The 25,017-nt window shown below is 63.7% G+C and carries 19 protein-coding genes; 8 read left to right on the top strand and 11 right to left on the bottom strand.

Annotation, left to right across the window (positions count from 1 at the left end):
- Positions 1 to 64: 64 nt before the first annotated feature.
- Positions 65 to 1,657 (bottom strand): BCCT family transporter, encoded by a 1,593-nt coding sequence (locus tag C7H85_RS00555; RefSeq protein WP_168388224.1) that lies wholly within the window; start codon positions 1,655 to 1,657, stop codon positions 65 to 67.
- Positions 1,658 to 1,971: 314 nt separating this feature from the next.
- On the opposite strand from C7H85_RS00555, the gene C7H85_RS00550 reads away from it, so the two are divergent.
- Both C7H85_RS00550 and C7H85_RS00545 read left to right on the top strand, forming a co-directional pair.
- A complete protein-coding gene (locus tag C7H85_RS00550; protein WP_106727779.1) occupies positions 1,972 to 2,199 on the top strand; it encodes a hypothetical protein in 228 nt (75 codons plus the stop codon).
- Positions 2,200 to 2,800: 601 nt separating this feature from the next.
- Positions 2,801 to 3,277 (top strand): REP-associated tyrosine transposase, encoded by a 477-nt coding sequence (locus C7H85_RS00545; protein WP_342749319.1) that lies wholly within the window; start codon positions 2,801 to 2,803, stop codon positions 3,275 to 3,277.
- A gap of 205 nt (positions 3,278 to 3,482) precedes the next feature.
- Here C7H85_RS00545 and C7H85_RS00540 read toward each other — a convergent pair whose 3' ends face one another.
- The gene (locus tag C7H85_RS00540) at positions 3,483 to 4,757 is read right to left on the bottom strand and encodes an aromatic ring-hydroxylating oxygenase subunit alpha (RefSeq protein WP_106727777.1); all 1,275 of its coding nucleotides are present in this window, start codon (positions 4,755 to 4,757) and stop codon (positions 3,483 to 3,485) included.
- Between the two features lie 303 nt (positions 4,758 to 5,060).
- On the opposite strand from C7H85_RS00540, the gene C7H85_RS00535 reads away from it, so the two are divergent.
- Entirely contained in the window at positions 5,061 to 6,167 is a 1,107-nt protein-coding gene (locus C7H85_RS00535; protein WP_106727776.1) for an FAD-binding oxidoreductase, read from the top strand.
- A gap of 519 nt (positions 6,168 to 6,686) precedes the next feature.
- Here C7H85_RS00535 and C7H85_RS00530 read toward each other — a convergent pair.
- Positions 6,687 to 7,844, bottom strand: coding sequence for a BCCT family transporter (locus C7H85_RS00530; RefSeq protein WP_106727775.1), 1,158 nt, complete (start codon positions 7,842 to 7,844; stop codon positions 6,687 to 6,689).
- A gap of 383 nt (positions 7,845 to 8,227) precedes the next feature.
- Between C7H85_RS00530 and C7H85_RS00525 the strand changes: the two genes are divergently transcribed.
- Entirely contained in the window at positions 8,228 to 9,292 is a 1,065-nt protein-coding gene (locus C7H85_RS00525; RefSeq protein ID WP_106727774.1) for an HAD family hydrolase, read from the top strand.
- A gap of 307 nt (positions 9,293 to 9,599) precedes the next feature.
- Here the strand turns inward: C7H85_RS00525 and fdhD are convergent, their stop codons facing one another.
- The 5 genes from fdhD to fdhA all read right to left on the bottom strand — a co-directional run bounded on the left by fdhD (position 9,600) and on the right by fdhA (position 16,812).
- Positions 9,600 to 10,391 carry a formate dehydrogenase accessory sulfurtransferase FdhD gene (gene fdhD, locus C7H85_RS00520; RefSeq protein ID WP_106728579.1) on the bottom strand — a complete coding sequence of 264 codons (792 nt, stop codon included), beginning with the start codon at positions 10,389 to 10,391 and terminating at the stop codon, positions 9,600 to 9,602.
- 13 nt (positions 10,392 to 10,404) lie between these two features.
- Positions 10,405 to 13,254: a formate dehydrogenase subunit alpha gene (gene fdhF, locus C7H85_RS00515; protein WP_106727773.1), complete on the bottom strand. Its 2,850-nt coding sequence runs from the start codon at positions 13,252 to 13,254 to the stop codon at positions 10,405 to 10,407.
- A complete protein-coding gene (locus C7H85_RS00510) occupies positions 13,254 to 14,795 on the bottom strand; it encodes a formate dehydrogenase beta subunit (RefSeq protein WP_106727772.1) in 1,542 nt (513 codons plus the stop codon). Before C7H85_RS00510 ends, fdhF begins: the two co-directional genes overlap by 1 nt.
- Positions 14,795 to 15,286 (bottom strand): formate dehydrogenase subunit gamma, encoded by a 492-nt coding sequence (locus C7H85_RS00505; protein ID WP_094039493.1) that lies wholly within the window; start codon positions 15,284 to 15,286, stop codon positions 14,795 to 14,797. The genes C7H85_RS00510 and C7H85_RS00505 overlap by 1 nt, the downstream gene beginning before the upstream one ends.
- A gap of 326 nt (positions 15,287 to 15,612) precedes the next feature.
- Positions 15,613 to 16,812, bottom strand: a complete 1,200-nt coding sequence (gene fdhA, locus C7H85_RS00500) for a formaldehyde dehydrogenase, glutathione-independent (RefSeq protein ID WP_106727771.1) — start codon at positions 16,810 to 16,812, stop codon at positions 15,613 to 15,615.
- 291 nt (positions 16,813 to 17,103) lie between these two features.
- Here fdhA and betI point away from each other — a divergent pair, with 291 nt between their 5' ends.
- The 4 genes from betI to C7H85_RS00480 all read left to right on the top strand — a co-directional run bounded on the left by betI (position 17,104) and on the right by C7H85_RS00480 (position 21,322).
- Positions 17,104 to 17,706: a transcriptional regulator BetI gene (gene betI, locus C7H85_RS00495; RefSeq protein ID WP_106727770.1), complete on the top strand. Its 603-nt coding sequence runs from the start codon at positions 17,104 to 17,106 to the stop codon at positions 17,704 to 17,706.
- Positions 17,697 to 19,160 (top strand): betaine-aldehyde dehydrogenase, encoded by a 1,464-nt coding sequence (betB, locus tag C7H85_RS00490; RefSeq protein ID WP_106727769.1) that lies wholly within the window; start codon positions 17,697 to 17,699, stop codon positions 19,158 to 19,160. Before betI ends, betB begins: the two co-directional genes overlap by 10 nt.
- Positions 19,161 to 19,290: 130 nt before the next feature.
- Complete coding sequence (gene betA / locus C7H85_RS00485) at positions 19,291 to 20,973, top strand: choline dehydrogenase (RefSeq protein WP_106727768.1); 1,683 nt, start codon at positions 19,291 to 19,293, stop codon at positions 20,971 to 20,973.
- A gap of 82 nt (positions 20,974 to 21,055) precedes the next feature.
- A complete protein-coding gene (locus tag C7H85_RS00480) occupies positions 21,056 to 21,322 on the top strand; it encodes a DksA/TraR family C4-type zinc finger protein (RefSeq protein WP_106727767.1) in 267 nt (88 codons plus the stop codon).
- A gap of 102 nt (positions 21,323 to 21,424) precedes the next feature.
- Here the strand turns inward: C7H85_RS00480 and ccoG are convergent, their stop codons facing one another.
- From ccoG to C7H85_RS00465, 3 genes are all read right to left on the bottom strand, one after another.
- Positions 21,425 to 22,822, bottom strand: coding sequence for a cytochrome c oxidase accessory protein CcoG (ccoG, locus tag C7H85_RS00475; protein ID WP_106727766.1), 1,398 nt, complete (start codon positions 22,820 to 22,822; stop codon positions 21,425 to 21,427).
- 131 nt (positions 22,823 to 22,953) lie between these two features.
- Positions 22,954 to 24,387, bottom strand: coding sequence for an aminotransferase-like domain-containing protein (locus tag C7H85_RS00470; protein WP_106727765.1), 1,434 nt, complete (start codon positions 24,385 to 24,387; stop codon positions 22,954 to 22,956).
- A 25-nt stretch (positions 24,388 to 24,412) separates the two neighbouring features.
- Positions 24,413 to 24,973, bottom strand: a complete 561-nt coding sequence (locus C7H85_RS00465) for an acyl-CoA thioesterase (protein ID WP_106727764.1) — start codon at positions 24,971 to 24,973, stop codon at positions 24,413 to 24,415.
- Positions 24,974 to 25,017 lie beyond the last annotated feature (44 nt).

Genomic DNA, 25,017 nt, shown 5'->3' with positions numbered 1-25,017 from the left:
TGGGGCAAGGTACGGCAACCTTGCCCCAGAAAATCGCATCATGCCGTTGGCAAGTGCCGATGATTCAGCGTACCGGCGGTACCTTCACCGTCTCCGGCTGCGGCGCGGGCAACTCCTGGTGCAGGGCGCGGAACAGGCCCCACATCATCACCATGATCACCGCCGAGAAGGGAAAGGCGGCGATAATGGAGGCGGTTTGCAACGCCTTGAGTCCGCCCGCCAGCATCAGGATGGCGGCCACGGCGGCCACCGCCAGGCTCCACAACACCCGCTGGCTGCGCGGCGGATGCTCCTCGCCCAGCGAGAGGATGGTGGTCACCACCAGGGTGCCGGAGTCGGCGGAGGTGATGAAGTAGAGCGCCACCAACACGGTGGCCAGCACCGCGGCCAGGTAGCCGACGCTGCCGTCCTCGAGCAGGCTGAGGGTGGCGTACAGCGCCGAGGTCACGTTTTCGCCCACGGCAGCGACAATACCCGCCTCGCCGACGGCCGAGACCACTTCGCCGGCGGCATTGGTCACGGTGTGGGTCAGTTCGAGGTAGAGCGCGGTGCCGCCGAACAGGGTCAGCCACAACATGCCGAGCAGGGTGGGCACCAGCAACACACCGCAGATGAACTCGCGGATGGTTCTCCCCTTGGAAATACGGGCGATAAACATGCCGACGAAGGGCGACCAGGACATCCACCAGGCCCAGTAGAACACCGTCCACCAGGACTGCCACTGGCTGTCTTTGTTGGCGTCGGTCCAGGTGCTGAGCGGTATCACGTGGGCCAGGTAGTCGCCGATGCCCTGCACATAGCTATGCAGCAGGAAACGGGTGGGGCCGTATACCAGCAGGAACAGCAGGATGGCCAGGGTCAGCCAGATGTTGATCTCCGACAACCATTTCACCCCGCGGCCGATGCCGGACAGCACCGAGGCGGTGGCGATCAGGGAGATCACCAGGATCAGCAACAACTGGTTGGTGGTGCTGATCTCTACTCCGAACAGGTGGTTGAGGCCGGTGTTGATCTGGGACACGCCCAGGCCAAGGGAGGTGGCCACCCCGAACACGGTGCCGAACACCGCCAGCACGTCGGCGGTATGGCCCATCCAGCCGTAGATGCGCTTGCCGATCAGTGGATAGAGGGCGGAGCGAATGGTCAGCGGCAATCCCTTGCGGTAGGAGAAGTAGGCCAGCGCCAGCCCCACCACCACGTAGATGGCCCAGGGATGCAGACCCCAGTGGAAGAAGGTGATGCGCATGGCCACTTCCGCCGCCTCGGCGGTCATGCCCTGCTCGATAAAGGGATTGCTCTGGAAGTGGTAGATGGGCTCGGCGATGGACCAGAACACCAGGCCGATGCCCATGCCGGCGCTGAACAGCATGGCGAACCAGGAAAACAGGCTGTATTCCGGTCTGGCGTCGTCGGCGCCCAGGCGCAGCTGGCCGAAACGGCTGCAGGCCAGTACCACGCAAAATACCAGCATCAGGGCGACGATGGCGATGTAGTACCACTTGAAATGGCTGAGAATACCTCCTGACAAGGTGTCGAACAGGCTGGCGGCGGAGTCCGGAAACAGGGCTCCGCCCAACACAAACAAGGTAACGATCACCATGGAGCTGATCGTTGCCGCCGGACTCATTCCTTTCAAAATTCCATCTTTGCCTAACATAGGACAAGATCTCCGTCGGATTGGGGGCTGTTGCAACTTGGCAGGCAATGGCGCTGTCGTCCTCTTGCGCCGCTGCCCGGTTCTATGGGTATTGGCTGGTCGTGTCCATTTACAGGTACCGGTCGCGACCAGCAAATACCGGCCCCTATCAGAACAGTTAATGACCGCTCAAAACTTCCCCGGTACGACACCACGTTATTCAGGGGCGTCCCGTTTCACCATCTCTGTTCTGAATGCGACATGGTGACGCCTCCGCCCTTGCCGCCGTGGTTGGCGCTGCTTAGGCTGAGGCAAAAACGACGGAGGAACCAACGATGATGATCACCGAGCTTATCGATCAGGACGATTTCCGGGCCCAGCTGCAGGCCTGGGGGCTGGCGGAGGCCGGCCGGCTGTCGCTGGCGGAATGCCGGACCTTGCTGGCGCTGCTGCTGGCCGGCCCGGACGCCGCCTTGTGGCGGGAACGGCTGGAAGCCTTGCTGGCCAAGCGGGAATTGCTGCACCCGGAGGTGCTGGCCCTGGTGGAGGAGTCTCTGGGGTAAAAATATGCACCCGGTCGACTGAAGTCGCCCCTACCAACACCACATCCGTGGGGGTTGTTGTAGGGTCCACTTCAGTGGACCTGTACCGGCCTTTCGGTCGACTGAAGTCGACCCTACCAACACCACATCCGTGGGGGTTGTTGTAGGGTCCACTTCAGTGGACCTGTACCGGCCTTTCGGTCGACTGAAGTCGACCCTACCAACACCACATCCGTGGGGGCTGCTGTAGGGTCCACTTCAGTGGACCTGTACCGGCCTTTCGGTCGACTGAAGTCGACCCTACCAGCACCACATCCGTGGGGGCTGTTGTAGGGTCCACTTCAGTGGACCTGTACCGGCCTTTCGGTCGACTGAAGTCGCCCCTACCAGCACCACATCCGTGGGGGTTGTTGTAGGGTCCACTTTAGTGGACCTGTACCGGCCTTTCGGTCGACTGAAGTCGACCCTACCAACACCACATCCGTGGGGGCTGCTGTAGGGTCCACTTCAGTGGACCTGTACCGGCCTTTCGGTGACCCTACCAGCACCACATCCGTGGGGGCTGTTGTAGGGTTCACTTCCTGTTCTCCCGCCGTGTCGACTAACCTTTCCACATCCGAGAATGACATCGCTATTTCCCTGTTTTGACATGACCAGAGAAAAACTGTTGGTAGGCCGTTGCTCTCTACCCGGCTATTGCTACCACATCACCATTTGCACCCACCGGCGAAGGCCCTGGTTCGGCTCCTTTGAACATGCTCGTATCGTGGTGCAAGACATGAAGCGGCTACACCAGGAGCAATTGATGATGTCTGTCGCCTGGGTGCTGATGCCAGATCATCTGCATTGGTTGTTTCAACTTGGTGAAAACACCGAGTTGTCAACGGTGATCAAATTGCTCAAGGGGCGAACGGCAAAGCACCTGAACGAGCTGCATCATGACCAAGGGCATATATGGCAAAAAGGGTTTCATGATCATGCGGTTCGCAAGGACGAGGATTTAAGGGGTATAGCACGGTATATCGTCGCCAATCCGTTACGCGCCGGTCTGGTACAACGGGTCGGTGATTACCCCTGGTGGGATGCCATGTGGTTGTAATAGCGGCGCCATTTCTGGTTTGCCTATCTGCTACCAGTGTCACACCCGGTCGACTGAAGTCGACTCTACAGGTAGCCCGTCCGCAGGGTCCACCATAGGGACCATTGTAGGGTCCACTTCAGTGGACCAACCAATCACCAACCGTCCATAAACACCAAGGGGAGCCTGGGCTCCCCTTGGTGTTTTTATCAGTCGCGGCAACCGCTTATTCCGGTAGTTCTACAGACAGAGTCTGGCCCAGGGCGTTGGCCACCAAGGTGTCGGCGTACCAGTTGATGAAGTTCACTACCCCAAACTCGTAGGTGGGCGAGTAGGGGCCCGGCTCGTAAGCGATGGAGTTGATGCCGCGCTGGTTCTCCTCGGCCAGGGTTCTGTCCTGATCGTTGGTGGCGTCCCACACCCGGCGCAGTTTTTCCACGTCGTAGTCCACCCCTTCCACCGCGTCCTTGTGCACCACCCACTTGGTGATCACCTTGGTCTGCTGGGGGCCGACCGGGATCACCTGGAAGGTGATCAGGTGGTCGCCCTGGCCGTGGTTCCAGGAGTTGGGCAGGTGCAGTATGCGCAGCGAGCCCAGATCTCGTTCTTTTACCCGGCCCAGCAGCTTCTGGCAGGCGGGGGTACCGTCGATGGTCATGGCCACCTTGCCTTCGGCCAGGGGCATGCGCACCATGCGGTTGCGCAGGCCGAAGGAGATGTGCTGGTGAGGGATGTTGTCGGCGTCCCACTCGGCCGCCTTGCGCGCCACGTGGGCCTTGAAGGCGTCGCTGGCACGGGGATCGTTGGTGTCGTCCCACTCCAGCAGGGTGTTGAGCAGCTCCGGGTGGGAGCCGGCGCAGTGGTAGCATTCCCGGTTGTTCTCGATCACCAGCTTCCAGTTGGCCTGCTCGATGATCTCGGACTGTACCGCCACCTTGGCGTTTTCCAGATCGTAGGGCTCCAGGTAGCGTTCCAGTTCGGCCAGGAAACCGTCGATTTCCGGCGGGTTCTCCGCCAGGCTGATGAAAATATAGCCGCCGGCGGTTTTGGTGTGCACCTGTTTGAGCGGGAAGTCAGCCTTGTCGAACTGGTCGCCCATCTCGTTGCCGGCGTAGAGCAGCTGGCCGTCCAGCTCGTAGGTCCACTGGTGGTAGGGGCACACCAGCTTGGCCACTTTGCCTTTTTTCGAGGTGCACAGGCGCGAGCCCCGGTGGCGGCAGACGTTGTGGAAGGCCTGTACCCCCTGTTTGTTGCGCACTATGGTGATGGGGTTGTTGCCCACCTCCAGGGTAATAAAGTTGCCCGGCTGGGGGATCTCGCAGCTCAGGCCCACGTACAGCCATTCCTTGTAGAAGATTTGCTCCATGTCGGCGGCGAATACCTCGGCGCTGTTGTAGCAGGCCTGAGGAAGGGAGTAGCCGGGACGGCGCTCTCGCAACAGTTGTACGGTTTCCGCCAGGTTGGGGCTGGTACCGATGACGGTGGTGATGCTCTGCTCCATCTGTATTGCTTCCTTTGCTGTGTTGAGGGAGTGGGGTGTCCCGACCTCTGAGTTGGCCCCCACTGTTGGCCATATTTTTATCATGGTTATCAAGCGCGGATTATCTGAAAACGACTCGCCTCCCGCTGTTTTCCGACCTGCCTGCCTGCGCCCTGCCCCGGCGGCGCCCATCCCTTGAGCCGAAGCGGGGCTGGCGGACATTTCCATGTCGTTTTTAAGCAACCGTCCGGAGCCAAACTGCTCAAGAATGCGGGCATAAGGACAACGCGGGGATAGCTCCCCTGGCCCCACCGGAGGACAGCGATGAATCAGGACTTTATTTTACCCATCAATACCCAGACCTGGAGCAACGGGCGCCACCCGGTGCGCTGCGTACGCGTAATCCAGGAAACCTGGGACGTGCGCACCTTCTGCTTTACCGCGGAAAGCCCGCTGCTGTTTTTCTTCAAGCCCGGCCAGTTCGTGACCCTGGAGCTGGAGATCGATGAACAGACGGTGATGCGCAGCTACACCATCGCCTCCTCCCCCTCGGTGCCCTACAGCTTCTCCATTACCGTCAAGCGGGTGCCCGGCGGCGTGGTGTCCAACTGGCTGCACGACAACCTGAAGGAAGGCGACGCCCTGGCGGTGCACGGCCCGGTGGGCAACTTCAACTGCATCGACTTTCCCAACGAGAAGGTGCTGCTGCTCTCCGGCGGCGTGGGCATCACCCCGGTGATGTCGATGGCGCGCTGGTGGTTCGACACCAACGCCGATGTGGACATCCATTTCGTGCACAGCGCCCGCACGCCCAAGGATCTGGTATTCTACCGGGAGCTGCAGCACATGGACTCGCGGCTGAACAATATCCATATGAGCCTTATTTGCGAGCGCACCGATATCGGCGAAACCTGGAGCGGCTACAAGGGTTACCTGAGCGGCACCATGCTAAGCCTGATTTCCCCCGACTTTATGGAGCGGGAAATTTTCTGCTGCGGCCCGGCCCCCTACATGAAGGCCATTCGCACCCTGCTGCAGCATGCCGGCTTCGACATGGACCGCTACCACGAGGAAAGCTTCGGCGCCACCCCGGCGGATGTCATCGAGGACGTGGAGCAACTGGCCCAGGAGGCCTCGGATCTGGCCGAGGAGCTGGAGCGCACCGAAGACCGGCTGACCGTCTCCTTCCTGGAGAGCGATCTGCAGGTGGATATTATGCCCGGAGAAACCCTGCACAGCGCGGCCGCCCAGGTGGGCCTGCATATTCCCAAGGCCTGCGGCATGGGCATCTGCGGCACCTGCAAGGTGAAGGTGACCAAGGGCGAGGTGGCCATGGAGCACAACGGCGGCATCACCGACGAAGACGTCGCCGAGGGCTATGTGCTGAGCTGCTGCAGCGTGCCCAGCGGCAACGTGGAAGTCGCGTTTTGAGTTAACGGATTACTTGGTCGAGGGGGACTTACTAGGTCCGTCCACTTTGCCTGAGCCGGATAATACGGCTCAGGCTTTTTTGCGTTCACCGCTGCCGGGGTTACCGTAGGGTCCGTTTCAACGGACCTTCCCGGCGCCGGGGTTTGGTCGAATAAATTCGGCCCTACGACGCCCCTACAATATGCGCCGGGCCTGCCGTAGGGTCCGTTTCAATGGACTTTCCCAGCCCACGACGCCGGGGTTTGGTCGAATAAATTCGGCCCTACGACGACCCTACAAGATGCGCCGGACCTGCCGTAGGGTCCGTTTCAACGGACCTTCCCAGCCCCGGCGCCGGGATTCGGTCGAATAAATTCGGCCCTACGACGACCCTACAATATGCGCCGGGCCTGCCGTAGGGTCCGTTTCAACGGACTTTCCCAGCCCCGGCGCCGGGGTTTGGTCGACTGAAGTCGACCTCCTGGCTCCAAACACAAAAAGGGCCGCCGCGGCGACCCTTCCGTAACGACTTTCCCATCCTTAACCGGCCTTGGCGGGCACCTTTACTCCTTGCCCCAGGGCGCTGCACTGGGCCCGCCGCTGCCACAGCAGGCCGGCGATCAGGGCGTAGAGGAAGATCACCACTGTGCCCACCCACTCAATCTTGAGCGGGGTGAACTGGAACAGCAGCACCAGGCCGAACATCAGCACCCAGTTGCCCGCCACGTAGGCCGGCAATCCGAGCCGGCCCGGCTCCAGGTTCAGGTTGCTGGTGTAGAGGCGGATCAGGGAGTCGAGGGAGTTGATCACGAAGATAACGCCCACCACCACCATCGCCAGCCTGAGTGTGCCGCCGATGACGATGGCCTCGCTGAAGTGCAGGTACAGCACCGAGAACCAGATGGCGATGGGAATGGAAGGCACCACCAGCATGGCGATGCACAGCTGCCAGGCCGGCAGGCCACCGGCGAAGCGGGCCACGAACTGGCCGATCATGATGCTCCAGGAGAACCACCAGAACAGGTAGAAGGCGTGATAATCGGTGATCGGGGTGACAAACTCATGAATATTGGTGAAATAATCGCCGATACCGGCCACGGTACCGCCCAGACCCGCAAGGCTGGTGCCCGAGTTCCACCACATGGTGCCGATCAGCGCCAGGAACAGCCAGGTCGAGGCCACGCTCAGGAACTTGACGTAACGCACATCCGAGCTGGACCAGACCGCACACAGCACCACCAGGGCCACCAGGCCGTAGCGCACCGCGGGGGAAATACCTTCCACATAGTCGGGCAGGTAGCTCAGGAACAGGAAGCCGGTGAAGGCACAGGTGCCGATAATCACCAGGTTGTTGATAAGCTTGACGAAAGGGATCTCGAACAATTTGACCCTGGGCTCGATCAGCACGAAGTAGAAGGTGGTCAGGAAGTAGAACATCCACACCAGAAAGCCCCAGAAGCCAAACTCGATGGCGAGCGGATTGGCGAAGCCGTATTCGGGCTCGCTGGCATACACCGGGAATTCGGTCAGGGGGAACATCACCAGGCCCACGTCCAGACCCGAGGTAAACAGAATGGCGATAAAGGTGAACAGCGAAGTGGGCATTTCACCCTGGCAGCGCAACTTGCCGAAGCGCAGCAGAATCAAGGCCGACGCCGCCAGCGTCAGCATTATGGCAGCAGATAACACCATCTCCATGGATACATTCCTCTTGTATTGGTTCCATCACTCGTAATGTGTCGTGCGTTAGCACCATGACCATCCACCATTCCTTGTTATGGTTGTCGCCCCTCTGGGGAGGCTTGTCGTTCACCTGTTGCCGGTGACTTTTTTATTGAACGTTCAATTAACCCTAAATGTAAGACGATGCTTCCATCATTGCACCATGGGTGCGACCGAAAAATGCCTGAATGCGACATGACACCAAAAAACTTCGTCCCCTAGCCAAAATAGGGCTCGAAAGAGGATTGTCATAAAAAGATAAATAGGGGTCGTTTGGAGACATATCTCGTCCGATTTTCGCTCCTAGGCTGTTTTGTCCGGGCCAGTGAGCCCGGCCAACCCACTCTAAGGAGAACCCGATGATAAGGATAAGTCATTGTATTTACGGTGCATTACTGGCAAGCGCCGGCCTCTTCGCCCAGGCCGAAACCACCCTGAGCCACTGGCCCCAGGACGCCGCCCGCCAGCTCGACGCCATGATCGCCGCCAACACCAACCAGGGGGCCTACGCGGTGTTCGACATGGACAACACCAGTTATCAGTTTGATATCGAAGAATCCCTGCTGCCCTACCTGGAGATGAAAGGCCTGCTGACCCGGGAGACCATGGACGCGTCTCTCAAGCTCATTCCCTTCAAGGACACGGCGGAGCACCAGGAAAGCCTGAACAGTTACTACTACCGCCTGTGCGAGATCGACGACCTGGTGTGCTACCCCTGGGTGGCCCAGATCTTCTCCGGCTTCACCCTGGCCGAGCTCAAGGGCTACGTGGACGAGGTCATGGCCCATGGCGAGCCCATCCCCATCCAGTATTACGACGGCGACCAGGTGGTCGAGGGCCATGTCACGCCGCCGAAGATCTTCGCCGGCATGCAGCAGCTCTACAACCGGCTGCAGGAAAACGGCATCGAGGTGTATGTGATGACGGCGGCCAGCGAGGAAATCGTGCGCATGATCGCGAGCGACCCCAAATACGGTTACAACGTCAAGCCGGAGAACGTTATCGGGGTGAACATGCTGCTGAAAAACCGGGAAACCGGCGAGCTGACCAGCTCCCGCCTGCAGATCAAGGCCGGGGAATACGAGCCCGAGGCCAACCTGCCGCTCGAACTGACCCCCTACCTGATGAACCCCATGACCTGGTACGAAGGCAAGCTCGGCAGCATCATCGGTTGGATCGATCAGTGGCGCAAACCGGTGCTGGTGGCCGGCGACACCTCCGGCTCCGACGGCTACATGCTGCTGAATGCCACCGACGTGGACAAGGGCGGCATCCGGCTGTGGGTGGACCGCAAGGGCAAGTACACCCAGCACATCACCGGCTGGGCGAAGGACGCCGCCGCCACCCAGGCCAGACTGGGGCTGCCGGCCGACGCGGACAAGAACTGGATTATTGTCAAACCCGACGATATCCACCACCAGTAAGCCGCCTTCACAGGCAGTTCGACCCTACGGATGGAGGTGTCTGTAGGGTCGAATTTATTCGACCAAAACCCGGCGGCGGTGCTGATGTTGGTCGATTGAAATCGAGTATCTACGGATGGAGGTGTCAAGGGTCGAATTGATTCGACCAAAACCCGGCGGCGGTGCTGATGTTGGTCGATTGAAATCGACCCTACGGATGGAGGTGTCTGAGGGTCGAATTTATTCGACCAAAACCCGGCGCGGTGTTGATGTTGGTCGATTGAAATCGACCCTACAAGACATGCCGGGCGATATCGGCATGTCCCGGTCAGGTATAGATAACGCCGTCGCCGTGGCGGGCGAAGCCGATAAGGTTGAGCCCGGCGGCGCGGGCCTGGTCGATGGCGAGCGAGGTGGGGGCCGACACCGCCACCAGGGTGGCGGCGCCGAGCACGGCGCACTTGTGCACCATTTCATAGCTGGCCCGGCTGGTGACGATCACGAAAGCCGGTGTGACCTGGAGGCGCGCCAGGGCGCCCACCAGTTTGTCGAGGGCGTTGTGCCGGCCCACGTCTTCCCGCGCCGCCAGCAAGTTACCCTCCCCGTCGAACCCCGCCGCCGCGTGGGTGGCGCCGCTCTGGTAATGCAGCGGCTGCTGGTGGCGAAGCTCGGCAAAGGCGCGGTCGATGACCGCCCGCTCCGGCACCGGGCCGGGGCTGACGGCGCACACCGGCGCCACCGCCTCGGCCAGGGATTCGGTGCCGCACAGGCCACAGCCGGTGCGCCCACTCAGGCTGCGCCGGCGGGCCTTGAGCCGGAAGAAACACTCGGCCGCCAGCTCTATCTCCAGCCGCAGGCCCCTGGGGTCGGCTTTCACCTCCACCCCGTAGACCTGCCCCGGCCGCTCGACGATGCCCTCGGTGAGGCTGAACCCTAAGGCAAAGTCCTCCAGATCCAGAGGGCTTGCCATCATCACCGCGTGGGAGATGCCGTTGTACACCAGGGCCACCGGCACCTCTTCCGCCACCCAGTCCTGGCCCTGGCCACCACTGAGGCGGCCCACTCGGGCTGCCACCAGGCCGGGTTCGGGAGCCGAGGCTTTTGGTTTACCTTGTGCCATGGGCTCGTCCTCCTCAGTCTCCCTGCCCGGCATGGGCCAGCTGCTCCCGATTGAAGTCGTAGAAGCGTTGCTGCCAGTCCGACAGCGCCTGGGGCGCCTCGGGCGTCACCTGCACCGCCGTCACCTTGTATTCCGGGCAGTTGGTGGCCCAGTCCGAGTTGTCGGTGGTGATCACGTTGGCCCCGCTGTGCGGGAAGTGGAAGGTGGTGTACACCACCCCCGGCTGCATCCGGGTGCTGTGCTGCGCCCGCAGCACGGTACGCCCGGTGCGGCTGTCGATGCTCACCGGCTGGCCGTCCGCGATGCCACGGGTGGCGGCGTCGTGGGGGTGTATTTCCAGCACGTCCTCGTCGTGCCACACGTTGTTGTCGGTGCGTCGGGTCTGGGCGCCCACGTTGTAGTGGCTGAGGATCCGCCCCGTGGTCAGCAGCAGCGGATAGCGCTCGCTCACCTGCTCGGTGGTGGGAATGAACTCGGTCACCACCATCCGCGCCTGGCCGATGGGGAACTGCTCTTCGTGCATCACCGGCATGCCCTCGGGATGCTCGGCGTTGCAGGGCCACTGGATGCTGCCCAGCCGCTCCAGCTTGTCGTAGCTGACCCCGGTGAAGGACGGGGTCAGGGCGGCGATCTCATCCATGATCTCGGAGGGGTGATCGTAATGCATGGGGTAGCCCAGGGCGTTGGACAGGTCCATGGTCACTTGCCAGTCCTCCTTGCCCGCCAGGGGGGTCATCACCTTGCGCACCCGGTTGATGCGCCGCTCGGCGTTGGTGAAGGTGCCGTTCTTCTCGAGGAAGGTGGCGCCGGGCAGGATCACATGGGCGAACTTGGCGGTTTCGTTGAGGAAAATATCCTGCACGATAAGCAGTTCCAGCGAGCGCAGCGCCGCCTCCACGTGCTGGGTGTTGGGATCCGACTGGGCGATGTCCTCCCCCTGCACATACATGGCCTTGAAGCGGCCCTCGATGGCGGCGTCGAACATGCGCGGAATGCGCAGGCCCGGCTCGGGATCCAGGGTCGCGCCCCAGGCGGACTCGAAGCGTCCGCGTACGGCGGCGTCGTTCACCGGTTGGTAGCCGGGCAACTCGTGGGGGAAGGAGCCCATGTCGCAGGAGCCCTGTACGTTGTTCTGGCCGCGCAGCGGGTTCACCCCCACCCCGGGCCGGCCGATATTGCCGGTGGCCAGGGCCAGGTTGGCGATGCCCATAACGGTGGTCGAGCCCTGGCTGTGCTCGGTGACCCCCAGGCCGTAGTAGATGGCGCCGTTGCCGGCGCTGGCATAGAGCAGCGCCGCCTCGCGGATGCGCCGGGCGGGCACGCCGATGATGTCCGCCATCGCCTCGGGGGCATGACGCGGATCCAGGATGAACTCGCGCCAGGCCTGGTATTCCTCGGGGGCACAGCGGCCGGCGATAAAGTCGTGGTCTTCCAGCCCGGCGGTGACGATCACGTGGGCCAGGGCGTTGACCAGCGCCACGTTGGTGCCCGGACGGATCGGCAGGTGGATGGCCGCTCCGGTATGGGGGCTGTCGAGCAGGTCGATGTAGCGCGGATCCGCCACAATCAACCGGGCGCCCTGGCGCAGCCGCTTGCGCAGCAGGGAACCGAACACCGGGTGGGCATCGGTCGGGTTGGCGCCGATCACCAGGATGCAGTCGGCCTTGAGCACCGAATCGAAGTCCTGGGTGCCCGCCGACTCGCCCAGGGTCATCTTGAGGCCGTAGCCGGTGGGGCTGTGACACACCCGGGCGCAGGTGTCGGTGTTGTTGTTGCCGAGCGCCGCCCGCACCAGCTTCTGCACCAGGTAGGTTTCTTCGTTGGTGCAGCGGGAAGAGGTAATGCCGCCCACGCTGTGGCGACCGTGCCTGGCCTGAACTTCGCGCAGGCGCCGGGCGGCGAAGCCGATGGCTTCGTCCCAGTTCACCTCCCGCCAGGGCTGGTCGATATGGTCGCGGATCATCGGCGTGGTCAGCCGGTCCTTATGGGTGGCGTAGCCGAAGGCGAAGCGACCCTTGACGCAGGAGTGGCCGTGGTTGGCCTGGCCGCCCTTCCAGGGGGTCATGCGCACCAGCTGGTCGCCCTTCATCTCCGCCTTGAAGGAGCAGCCCACGCCACAGTAGGCGCAGGTGGTGATCACGCTGTGCTCGGGTTGGCCCTGCTCGATCACCGACTTTTCGGTGAGGGTGGCGGTGGGGCAGGCCTGCACGCAGGCACCGCAGGACACGCAGTCGGAGCCGATAAAGTCGCTGTGCTTGCCGGTGGACACCTGGGAGTCGAAGCCCCGGCCCTGGATGGTGAGGGCGAAGGTGCCCTGCACCTCGCCGCAGGCACGCACGCAGCGGGAGCAGAGGATGCACTTGCTGGCGTCGAAGGTGAAATAAGGGTTGGACTCATCCTTGCCCAACGACAGGTGGTTCTCGCCGGCAAAGCCGTAACGCACCTCGCGCAGGCCCACGTCGCCCGCCATGTCCTGCAGCTCGCAGTCGCCGTTGGCCGGGCAGGTCAGGCAGTCGAGCGGGTGATCGGAGATATAGAGCTCCATGATGTTGCGGCGCAGCTTGGCCAGGGCCTGGCTCTGGCTGCGCACCACCATGCCCTCGGCCACCGGCGTGGTGCAGGAGGCGTGAAAGCCGCGCCGGCCTTCGATCTCGACCGTGCACAGCCGGCAGGAGCCGAAGGCCTCCAGGCTGTCGGTGGCGCACAGTTTGGGGATGTTGATGTCCACCAGGGCGGCGGCGCGCATCACCGAGGTGCCCTCGGGCACCGCCACCTCGACGCCGTCGATGTTCAGGGTGACCAGGGTGGCCGACTCGACGGCCGGGGTACCCAGGTCTTTTTCGGGATAAAAATGCTCAACCATCAGCCTTCGCCTCCCTGGCGGTGGAAATCTTCGGGAAAATACTGCAATGCACTCTTGACCGGGAAGGGCGTCATGCCGCCCATGGCGCAGAGCGAGCCCTGCATCATGGTGTCGCACAAATCCTCCAACAGGGCCAGGTTGGCCTCGCGCCGGTCGTTGGCGACGATACGGTCGATCACCTCCACCCCGCGCACGGCGCCGATGCGGCAGGGGGTGCATTTGCCGCAGGACTCCTCGACGCAGAATTCCATGGAAAAACGGGCCTGCTCGGCCATATTCACGGACTCGTCGAACACCACCACCCCGCCGTGGCCGAGCACGGCGCCGATGGTGGCAAAGGCCTCGTAGTCGAGCAGGGTGTCGAACTGCCCGGGCGCCAGGTAGGCACCGAGCGGCCCGCCCACCTGCACCGCCCGTACCGGCCGGCCACTCTCGGTGCCGCCGCCGAAGTCTTCTATCAGTTCACGCAGGCGGTGGCCGAAGGCCAGCTCCACCAGGCCGCCGCGTTTGAGGTTGCCGGCCAGCTGGAACGGCAGGGTGCCCTTGGAGCGCTCATAGCCGAAACTGGCGTAATGCTCGGGTCCCTCGCTCAGGATGGAGGGCACGGCGGCGAAGCTCAGCACGTTGTTCACCACCGTGGGCTGGCCGAACAGGCCGACGATGGCCGGCAGCGGCGGCTTGGCGCGCACCATGCCGCGCTTGCCTTCCAGGCTCTCGAGCAGGGAGGTTTCCTCGCCGCAGATGTAGGCGCCGGCGCCGAGCCGTACTTCCAGTTCGAAGGCGCAGCCACTGCCCAGGATGTCCTCACCCAGGTAGCCGGCCGTCCGGGCCCGCTCGATGGCGATATTGAGCAGCTCATCGGCCAGGGGGTATTCCTCGCGCAGGTAGATATAGCCCTGGGTGGCGCCCACGGCGAGCCCGGCGATGATCATGCCCTCGATCAGCATGTAGGGATCGGACTCCATCACCAGCCGGTCGGCGAAGGTGCCGGAGTCGCCCTCGTCGGCGTTGCAGACGATGTATTTCTGCGCGCCCCTGGCGTCCAGCACCGTCTGCCACTTGATGCCGGTGGGAAAGGCCGCCCCGCCCCGGCCGCGCAGGCCCGAGGCCTTGACCGTGTCCACCAGTTGCTGGGGCGTGCGGTGGATCGCTTTTTCCAGGCCGTCGAAACCGCCCAGCGCCCGGTAGTCCGCCAGCGACACCGGATCGGTGACGCCGATGCGGGCGAAGGTCACCCGTTGCTGGCGCTTGAGGTAGGGGATCTCCCCGGTCGGCCCCAGGGCCAGGGGATGGTCGTCGCCAAAGCCGCGCTCGAACAGCGAGGCCACGTTTTCCGGCGCCACCGGGCCGAAGGCGCGGCGGCCGCGGCCGTCGTCCACCTCCACCAGGGGCTCCAGCCAGCACAGGCCGCGGGAGCCGTTGCGGACCAGCTCGATGTCGAGGCCGCGGGCATCGGCCTCGCGCCGGATCAGGGTCGCCACGTCCTCGGCGCCGAGCGACAGGGCCGTGGTCTCGTAGGGAACGAAGATGCGCAGGCTCATCAGTTCAGCTCCAGTTTGTAGGTGGTCAGTTCGTTTACCAGGGCGTCGAACCGGGCCGGGGTCATGCGCGCCTTGATCTGCTTGCCCACCCGCACCGAGGGGCCGCAGGCGCAGTTGCCGAGGCAGTACACCGCCTTCAGGGTGATGTCGCGGCCGGGGGTGGTCTGGTGGTAGTCGATGCCCAGGCTGGCCTTGGCATGGCGCTCCAGCTCGCGGGCGCCGCGGGCCTGGCAGGCCTCGGCGCGGCAGATTTCCACCACGTGCCGGCCCGGTTGTTCGGTGCGGAAGTAATGGTAGAAGCTCACCACCCCGTGTACGTCGGCGGCGGTGATGCGCAGCTCGCGAACGATGATGGGGGTGGCGGCGTCGGGAATATAGCCGAAATGGTCCTGGATACTGTGCAAGATAGGCAACAGGGCGCCGGGTTTGTGTTTGAGGGAGCCGACCAGTTGCTCAAGGGTGTGGTCCATTGCTGTTTGCTTATCTTCCATAGTATCAACCTGTTATATCGAGTAAACGTCAGGCGGAGGGCCCGCTCCGCGGTATCGGGTGGTCCCTTGTAACAGGCCCTGCGGCGGACCTTGTAAGGGTCGACTTCAGTCGACCAAATCACGGCGCCGGTTGCACAATGGTCCACTGAAGTGGACCCTACATCGTGACCAAACCACGGCGCCGGCTGCACAATGGTCCACTGAAGTGGACCCTACATCGTGACCAACCCCGGCGCCGGCTGTACAAGGGTCCACTGAAGTGGACCCTGCATCGGACCAACCCCGGCGCCGATGCCGGGGCGGTCCGTTAAAACGAACCCTACGGCTCAGGCCGCGACCATGCCGTGGGGGTCTATCACGAATTTCTTCGCCACGCCGCCGTCGAAATCGGCGTAGCCCTGCACCGCCTGATCCAGGGTGATCACCTGCACGTTCACCGCCTTGGCGATCTGGACCTTATCGAACAGTATGGCCTGCATCAGGGGGCGGTGATATTTCATCACCGGGCACTGACCGGTATGGAAGGAGTGGGACTTGGCCCAGCCCAACCCGAAGCGCATGCTGAGTGCGCCTTCCCGGGCCGCCTCGTCCGCCGCACCCGGATCCTCGGTGACATACAGGCCGGGAATGCCGATCTGGCCGCCGGCCCGGGTCAGTGCCATGGCCGAGTTGAGCACGGTGGCCGGCGCTTCCTTGCCATGGTTGCAGCCGCAGGCATGAGCCTCGAAGCCGACGCAGTCGACGAAGGCGTCCACTTCCCGCTCGCCCAGGATGGCTTCCAGCTTGTCTTCCATGGAGCCGTCTTCACGCAGGTCGATGGTCTCGCAGCCGAAGCTGCGGGCCTGGGCCAGGCGGTCCGGGTTCATGTCGCCGACAATTACGCAGGCGGCGCCCAGCAACTGGGCGGAGGCGGCCGCGGCCAGGCCCACGGGGCCGGCACCCGCGATGTAGACGGTGGAGCCCGGACCGACGCCGGCGGTGACGCAGCCGTGGAAGCCGGTGGGGAAGATGTCCGACAGCAGGGTGAGGTCGCGGATCTTCTCAAGGGCCTGGTTGGGGTCCGGGAACTTCAGCAGGTTGAAGTCGGCGTAGGGCACCATCACGTATTCGGACTGGCCGCCGACCCAACCGCCCATGTCCACGTAGCCGTAGGCGGCGCCGGGACGGGCCGGGTTCACGTTCAGGCAGATGCCGGTCTTGCCTTCCTTGCAGTTGCGGCAACGGCCGCAGGCGATGTTGAAGGGCACCGAGACGATGTCGCCCACCTTGAGGAATTCCACGTCGCGGCCGCATTCGATGATCTGGCCGGTGATCTCGTGGCCCAGCACCAGGCCGGAGGGCGCCGTGGTACGGCCGCGCACCATGTGCTGGTCGCTGCCGCAGATGTTGGTGGACACCACCTTGAGGATCACCCCGTGGTGGCAGGCCCTGTTCCCCAGAGACAGCTCGGGGAAGGCGATGGACTGGACTTCGACCTTGCCGGGTCCGGTATAGACCACACCCCTGTTACCGTGTATTGCACACATGTTCAGCATCCTTCTTGCTTGACGGGTTTGACGCCCCGGCGACGGGCCGGTACGTGCCGAGCCGGGAGGTCGTATCGCCTCCTCCGGCAGGCTCCCAGTAGACTGCCGAAACCCTTTTGCAACATTGCTGATTAAGACACCCACTTGTCAAAACAAGACATCAAGGTCGTTAACAGTATTGAGGCCGCCGCCTTTGGCAAGGGAGGGTCCGCCGCTGGCTAAATTTTCGCTTGATCATTTCAGGAACTGTCCTTAGGCTTATTTTTATTGAACGTTCAATTAATAAAAATCATGCCTATTACCGGAATCAAGGATACCCGCAGGAAACAGTTGATCGACGCCACCCTGGCCTCGGTCGCCGAGTATGGCCTGCAGAACACCACCATCAACAGCATCAGCCGGCTGGCGGGGATGTCGTCGGGCATCATCAGCCACTATTTCGGTGGCAAGCAGGAGCTGATTGAAGCGACCGTCCGGCAACTGCTGGATGAGCTGAAACAGGCGCTACTCAGTCGCGCCAGCGCCGACATCGACCCGCAGCAGCGGCTGCTGCGGATAGTGGAAGCCAACTTCACCGAGTTCCAGCGCTCGCGCCCGGCCACCAAGTCGTGGCTGAGCTTCTGGGCCCAGGCCATGCACGACCCGCGCCTGGCCCGGCTGCAACAGGTGAACAGCCAGCGGCTGATCAGCAACCTGCGCTATTCCTTCCGCCCCCTGCTGGGGCCGGAGCAGGCAAAGCTTGCCGCCCGCCAGACCGCCGCCCTGATCGACGGCTTCTGGCTGCGCAGCGCGCTCAGCACCGAGCCGGACCGGGACTTCCGGGAAGGCGAACAATTGTGCAAGAAATTCATCATGGACCTGCTACGGCAGCATGGAGTGAACGCATGTCATTGACGATATACCAGAATTTTATCGACGGCCGCTATCTGGCCAACGAGTCCGGCGACACCTTCACCGTGGTCAACCCCGCCACCGGCGAGGCCATCTATGAAGTGGAAGTGGCCGACGAGCTGATCAAGGAGCAGGCCATCGCCTCCGCCCGCCGCGGCTTCGCGCAGTGGTCGGCCCTGACCGGCATGGAGCGCGCCCGCATCCTGCACAAGGCCGTGGCCCTGCTGCGCGAGCGCAACGACGAGCTGGCCCGCATCGAGGTGCTGGACACCGGCAAACCCTGGCAGGAAGCCTCGGTGGTGGACGTGGTCACCGGCGCCGACAGCATCGAGTTCTTCGCGGGGCTCGCCCCCGCCATCGAGGGCAACCAGCAGAGCCTGGGCGGCGATTTCTACTATACCCGCCGGGAGCCGCTCGGCATCTGTGCCGGCATCGGCGCCTGGAACTACCCGCTGCAGATCGCCTGCTGGAAGGCCGCCCCGGCGCTGGCCTGCGGCAACGCCATGATCTTCAAGCCCTCGGAGGAAACCCCCCTGGGCGCGCTCAAGCTGGCCGAGATCTTTATCGAAGCCGGGGTGCCCGCCGGGGTGTTCAACGTGGTACAGGGCGACGGCGCCGTGGGTGCCTGGCTGACCTGGCACCCGGACATCGCCAAGGTGTCCTTCACCGGCGAGGTGGGCACCGGCAAGAAGGTGATGGCCGCCGCCGCCGGCTCGCTGAAGGACGTGACCATGGAGCTGGGCGGCAAGTCGCCGCTGATCATCTTCGACGACGCGGATCTGGACGACGCCGTGTCCGCCGCCATGCTCGGCAACTTCTACACCCAGGGCGAGATCTGCACCAACGGCACCCGGGTGTTCGTGCATAACGACATCTACCCGGCCTTTATGGAGCGGCTGCTGGCGCGCACCCGCAACAACATGGTGGCCGGCGACCCGCTGGATCCGGCCACCAACTTCGGCGCCCTGATCTCCAAGGCCCACTACGACAAGGTGCTGGGCTATATCCAGAAGGGCGTGGAAGAAGGCGCCACCCTGGTCCACGGCGGCGAAGCCCTGCGTCCGGCCTCGGCCCCCAACGGCTACTTCGTGGCGCCGACCATCTTCACCGACTGCCGCGACGACATGACCCTCTGCCGGGAAGAGATCTTCGGCCCGGTGATGTCGGTGCTGACCTTCGAAGGTGAAGAAGAGGTGGTGGCGCGCGCCAACGACACCGACACCGGCCTGGCCGCCGGCGTCTTTACCAAGGACATCCGCCGGGCGCACCGGGTCATCCACCGGCTGCAGGCGGGCATCTGCTGGATCAACGCCTACGGCGCCTCCCCCGCCGAGATGCCGGTGGGCGGCTACAAGCTGTCCGGCATCGGCCGGGAAAACGGCCTGGCCACCCTGCATCACTACACCCAACTGAAGGCGGTGTACGTGGGCATGAACAAGCTGGAAAGTCCGTTTTAAGGGCCAGCCCATAGGGTCGACTTCAGTCGACCAGGGACGGCCCATTGAAATGGGCCCGACAGCACACAGCGGGAGCGACCTGGCCCCGTAGGGTCGACTTCAGTCGACCAAATCCAGACGAGGTAACGCAATGGATAACGTATTCGACTATATCATCGTGGGCGCGGGCTCCGCCGGCTGCGTGCTGGCCAACCGCCTCACCGAGGACGGCCAGCACACCGTGCTGCTGCTGGAAACCGGCGGCAGCGACAAGAGCATCTTCATCCAGATGCCCACCGCCCTGTCCATCCCCATGAACACCAAGAAGTACGCCTGGCAGTTCGAGACCGAGCCCGAGCCCTTCCTGGATAACCGTCGCATGCACTGCCCGCGCGGCAAGGTACTGGGCGGCTCTTCCTCCATCAACGGCATGGTCTACGTGCGCGGCCACGCCCGCGACTTCGACGAATGGCAACAGCACGGCGCCGAGGGCTGGGACTACGCCCACTGCCTGCCCTATTTCAAGAAGGCCGAAAGCTGGGCCTTCGGCGGCGACGACTACCGCGGCGACCAGGGGCCGCTCGGGGTCAACAACGGCAACCGGATGCAAAACCCGCTGTATCAGGCCTTTGTGGACGCCGGGGTGGAAGCCGGTTACTTCCACACCGCCGACTACAACGGCCGCCAGCAGGAGGGCTTCGGCCCCATGCACATGACGGTAAAGAACGGCGTACGCTGGTCCACCGCCAACGCCTACCTGCGCCCGGCCATGGGCCGCGCCAACCTGACCGTGATCACCCACGCCCTGGTGCACAAGGTGCTGCTGGACGGCAAGCGGGCGGTGGGCGTGCGTTATGAGCGCAACGGCCAGGTGCAGGAGGTGCGGGTCAGCAAGGAGGTCATCCTCAGCGCCGGCCCCATCGGCTCGCCACACCTGCTGCAGCTCTCCGGCATCGGCGCCAGGGAGACCCTGGAATCGGCCGGCATCGAGCTGAAGCACGCGCTGCCCGGGGTGGGCGAGAACCTGCAGGACCACCTGGAGTTCTACTTCCAGTTCCGCTGCAAAGAGCCGATTTCGCTCAACGGCAAGCTGGATTGGTGGAACAAGTTCCTGATCGGCAGCCGCTGGCTGCTGAAGAAGGACGGCCTGGGCGCCACCAACCACTTCGAGTCCTGCGGCTTTATTCGCTCCAAGGCCGGGGTGGAATGGCCCGATCTGCAGTACCACTTCCTGCCCGCCGCCATGCGCTACGACGGCCGCGAGGCCTTCGCCGGCCACGGCTTCCAGGTGCATATCGGCCACAACAAGCCGAAGAGCCGGGGTTTCGTGCAGGTGGCCAGCGCCGACCCCAAGGCCGCACCGCGCATCCGTTTCAACTACCTGGAGCACGAGGAAGACCGCGAGGGCTTTCGCGCCTGCGTGCGCCTGACCCGGGAGATCATCAACCAGCCGGCGATGGACCCCTACCGGGACGCGGAAATCCAGCCCGGCGAGCAGGTCAGGACGGACGAGGAGATCGACGCCTTCGTGCGCCGGTCGGTGGAAAGCGCCTACCACCCCTCCTGCTCCTGCCGCATGGGCACCGACGACCTGGCGGTGGTGGACCCGGAAGCCAAAGTGCGCGGCATCAAGGGCCTGCGGGTGGTGGACTCCTCCATCTTCCCCACCATTCCCAACGGCAACCTCAACGCCCCCACCATCATGGCGGCGGAGCGGGCCGCAGATCTGATCCGGGGCAAGGCGCCGCTGGCTCCCTCCACCGCCGAGGTGGGTATGGACCAGGAGTGGCAACGCCGCCAGCGGGCGGGCAAACCGGCCCGGGTGCTGGACTGACGTTTTTGCTACCCGGCGCACAGCACCGCCGGGTAGCCGGTGCCAAGATGGCGCAGAGTCCAGCAAAAACAGGGGAAACACCATGGCCGGAGGATGGGCACGGGACGGTGCCGTGCAGGAGCAGATAGACGCCAGTGTGGAAGAGGCGGTGCAGAATGCCAGAAGTCGGCTCGCTGCCGGCGACAGCCTGAGCCACTGCGAGGAATGCGACGCCCCCATTCCCGAGGCCCGCCGCCGGGCGGTGCCGGGAGTGCGGCTGTGCATCGACTGCCAGGCCGGTCAGGAAAAATCACCTCAGGGTCGTGACAGCATCAACCGCCGCGCCAGCAAGGACAGCCTGCTACGCTGAGCCGCACATGGACCAGGAGTGGCAACGCCGCCAGCGGGCGGGCAAACCGGTCCGGTGCCGGCCTGATATTGGGGCCCGAATGGGCCCTTTTGTTGCCTCCCCTCACCTTCCCCCGCTGAAGAACCGGCTTTCGGTGCGCACCTCGGCCTGGCCGTCGCCGGCCACGAAGGTCACCGCCTGCATATGGCCGGGCAGCAGGTAAGGGTCGGCGGCCAGGCTGACCGGCAGGCTCAGGCTTTCGCCGGGCGCAACTTCTATTTCCTGCTCACCCAGCCAGTGCAGGCCGTCCGCGCCTTCCACCCGCAATTGGTAATGCCGATGCTGCTGGGTCTTGTTGGCGAGCTTGAGGGTATAGCTGTTCTCTACCTGCCCTTCGGCCGTTTCCCGGTACAGCTGGTTGCGATCCCGCAGCACGTCCAGCGCCAGCGGCGGGCGGCTCAGGGCGGCGTAGGCCAGCAGCCCCAGCGCGAGACCCATCATCAGGCCGTAGCCCAGCAGCCGGGGCCGCCGCAGCCGGCTCTGGCCCCCGGCCAGCTCCCGCTCGCTGGCGTAGCGGATAAGCCCGGGGGCATAGCCCATGCCGCTCATGGTCTGATCGCAGGCATCCGCACAGGCACCGCAGTTGATGCACTCGTACTGCAGGCCGTCGCGGATGTCGATGCCGGTGGGGCAGACCTGCACGCAGAGGTGGCAGTCGATGCAGTCTCCCAGCCCCAGCTGTCTCGGGTCGGCCTTGCGGGCGCGCGGCCCCCGGCTTTCGCCCCGGCGGGCGTCGTAGGTGACGGTCAGGGTATCCCGGTCGAACATGGCCGACTGGAAGCGGGAATAGGGACACATATGGGTGCACATTATGGTGCGCATCCAGCCCGCATTGAGGTAGGTGCACAGGGTGAAGAACAACACCCAGAAGCTGGTCCAGGGGCCGGCGGAGAACGCCAGCAGGCCCCTGGCCAGCTCGGTTGCCGGCACGAAATAGGCGACAAAGGTCACGCCGCTCAGCAGGGCGATCAGCAGCCAGGCCAGGTGCTTGCCACCCTTGCGGGCGACCTTTACCGGGCTCCAGGCAGCCTGGTCCAGCCGGCGGCGCTGGTTGGCGCTGCCCTCGAACCGTTCCTCCACCCAGATAAACCAGAAGGTCCATACCGTCTGCGGACAGAGGTAGCCGCACCAGACCCGCCCCAGCAAGGCGGTGACGAAGAACAGGGCGAAGGCCGCCACCATCAGCAGCAGCGCCAGCAGGGTCAGATCCTGGGGCCAGATGGTGGCGCCGAACAGGTAAAAGCGCTGTTGCTCCAGATCCAGCCATATCGCCTGCCGGCCGTTCCAGCGCAGCCAGGGGCCGGCCAGGAACAGCAGCATCAGCGCCCAGCCCAGGCGTTGCCGCCAGCGCTGCCAGCGCCCTTGCTGGGCGCGCACATAGACATGGCCCTGGTCGATAGGCCTGCTGCCAGAAGAAGGGATGAACTGTTGCACCTCGATGCGTTGGGATGATGTTTCCATGGGACTCACATTGCGGCTGGGAAGAATTCGCCGGGCAGTAGAGCATGGGAGCAGACGGTGCGACATAAACAGTGGGCCGTAAATCGACCATAACAGTTGCGGTCTGTGCGCCGGCTTACATAACAGCCGGACTAGGCCAGCTGTTCGCCGATCAGCTCTGCCAGCCGGCGGATGGCGGCGTCGTTGCGGGAATTCCAGGACAGGGAGGCATTGAGCCGGAAGCAATGCCGGTAGCGCTCATCGGTGGCGAACATGCGTCCCGGTGCTATGGTGATACCTTCTTCCAGGGCCCGCCAGTACAGCCGGGTGGTGCAGATCTGCTCCGGCAGTTCAATCCACAGGAAATAGCCGCCTTCGGCGTAATGTACCCGGGCCGAGGGCGGAAAAACCCGTTGGATGGCCCGGTAAAAGGCGTGCTTGCGCTGCTCCAGGGTGCGCCTCAGGGTGTGTAGATGTTTGTCGTAATGGTGACCGGCGAGATAGTCGGCCAGGGCCAGTTGCATGGGTGCGCTGGTGGACAGGGTACTCATCAGTTGCAGCCGCTGAATGGCCTGCGCCTGCCGACCGGCCGCCACCCAGCCGATGCGAAATCCCGTCGCCAGGGTTTTGGAAAAAGAACCACAGTGCAGCACGCGACCCTCGCGATCCCAGGCCTTGGCCGGCAACGGCGGCCCGGCACCGAAGTACAGCTCGCCGTACACATCGTCTTCAATCAGCGCGACCCGGTGCTCGGCCAGCAGCGCCAGCAGCCGCTGCTTGCCCGCATCCGGCATGGTGCCGCCCAGTGGGTTGTGGAAGTTGGTCATCAGCCAGCAGGCCTTGATCGGATACTGGCACAACGCCTGCTCCAGGGCGTCCAGATCCATGCCGTCCCGGGGATGGGTAGCGATCGCCACCGCCTTCAGCCGGTGACGCTCTATCGCCTGCAAGGCACCGTAGAAGGCCGGGGATTCCACCACTACCCAGTCGCCGGGGGCGGTGAGCGATTGCAGGCTGAGGTTGAGTGCTTCCAGCGCCCCGGAGGTGATCACGATTTCATCGGGCGAGACGTCCATGCCCCGGGCGGCGTAGCGCTGGGCGATACTGCGGCGCAGCGGTTCGCAGCCGGGCGGCAGGTTGGCCCGGGTGCCCGTCGGCAGCATCTGCCTGGCCACCCGGGCCAAGGCGCGGGCTAACTGCTGGCGGGGAAACAGAGACGCGTCGGGAAAGGCGGAGCCCAGGGCCACACAGTCCGGCGCGTCGCCGGCCTGCAGCAGATCGAAGATAAAGGCGTTGATGTCCACCTCTTGCAACGGCTGCAGCCGTTGCCGGGGCAGGGTCTCACGGGCCGACTCCCTGGCCGGGGCCACAAAGTAGCCGGACTGGGGACGGGACACTATCCAACCCTGGCTTTCCAGCAACTGATAGGCGCTGAGCACCGTCATCAGGCTGAATCCGGACTGCTCCGCCTTCTGTCGCAACGACGGCAGCCGATCGCCGACCCGCCAGGTGCCGGCCCGGATCTGCTCGCGCAGCTGCCAGGCCAGTTGCTCGTACTTGGCCCCGGCGCCCCGCCCGGCCGGCATTCCCTTCAACCCCGGCCCTCGTAGCTCAAAGCCCCCCCAGCTGGCAGTTTTCCCCTTTCAGCTCGGCCATGTCCGGCCCCACATCCAACGCCTGGCGGATATCGGCAATCTCCTGCTGGTGCGCCCGGCGCAGCTTCTTGCGCAGCTTGCCCATCACGAAGCGGCTGATTTCCTCTTCGTCTTCAAGGATAAGGCCAGCCACCTGGCTGGGTTTACGGGTTTCCTCGTCCAGCGCCACCATGGTGAAGTAGGAGGTGTTGGTGTGCTTGACGATGCCATTCTTGAAGTCTTCCGACACCACCTTGATACCTACTTCCATCGAGCTCTTGCCCACATAGTTGACCGAGGCATACAGGGTGAGCAGCTCGCCCACTTCCACCGGGTTGACGAAATCCACCGAGTCGACCGAGGCGGTCACGCAGTAACCCTTGGCGTGGGTCGCGGCGCAGGTATAGGCGATTTTGTCCATCAGCGACAAAATGACCCCGCCATGCACCTTGCCGCCGAAGTTGGCATAGGATGGCACCATCAGCTCTTTGAGAATAACCTGGGACGACTTGACCGTTCTGAAACCCGCTTCGTTCATTACTTCACCTGAGTCTTGTGCTTTTCTGGGTTTGATGTGTGTTT

It is taken from the genome of Zobellella endophytica (assembly GCF_003012775.1).
GTDB classification, from domain to species: domain Bacteria; phylum Pseudomonadota; class Gammaproteobacteria; order Enterobacterales; family Aeromonadaceae; genus Oceanimonas; species Oceanimonas endophytica.
The sequence above is the reverse complement of the archived record's forward strand: the minus strand, read 5'-3'. Positions and strand labels throughout refer to the sequence as shown.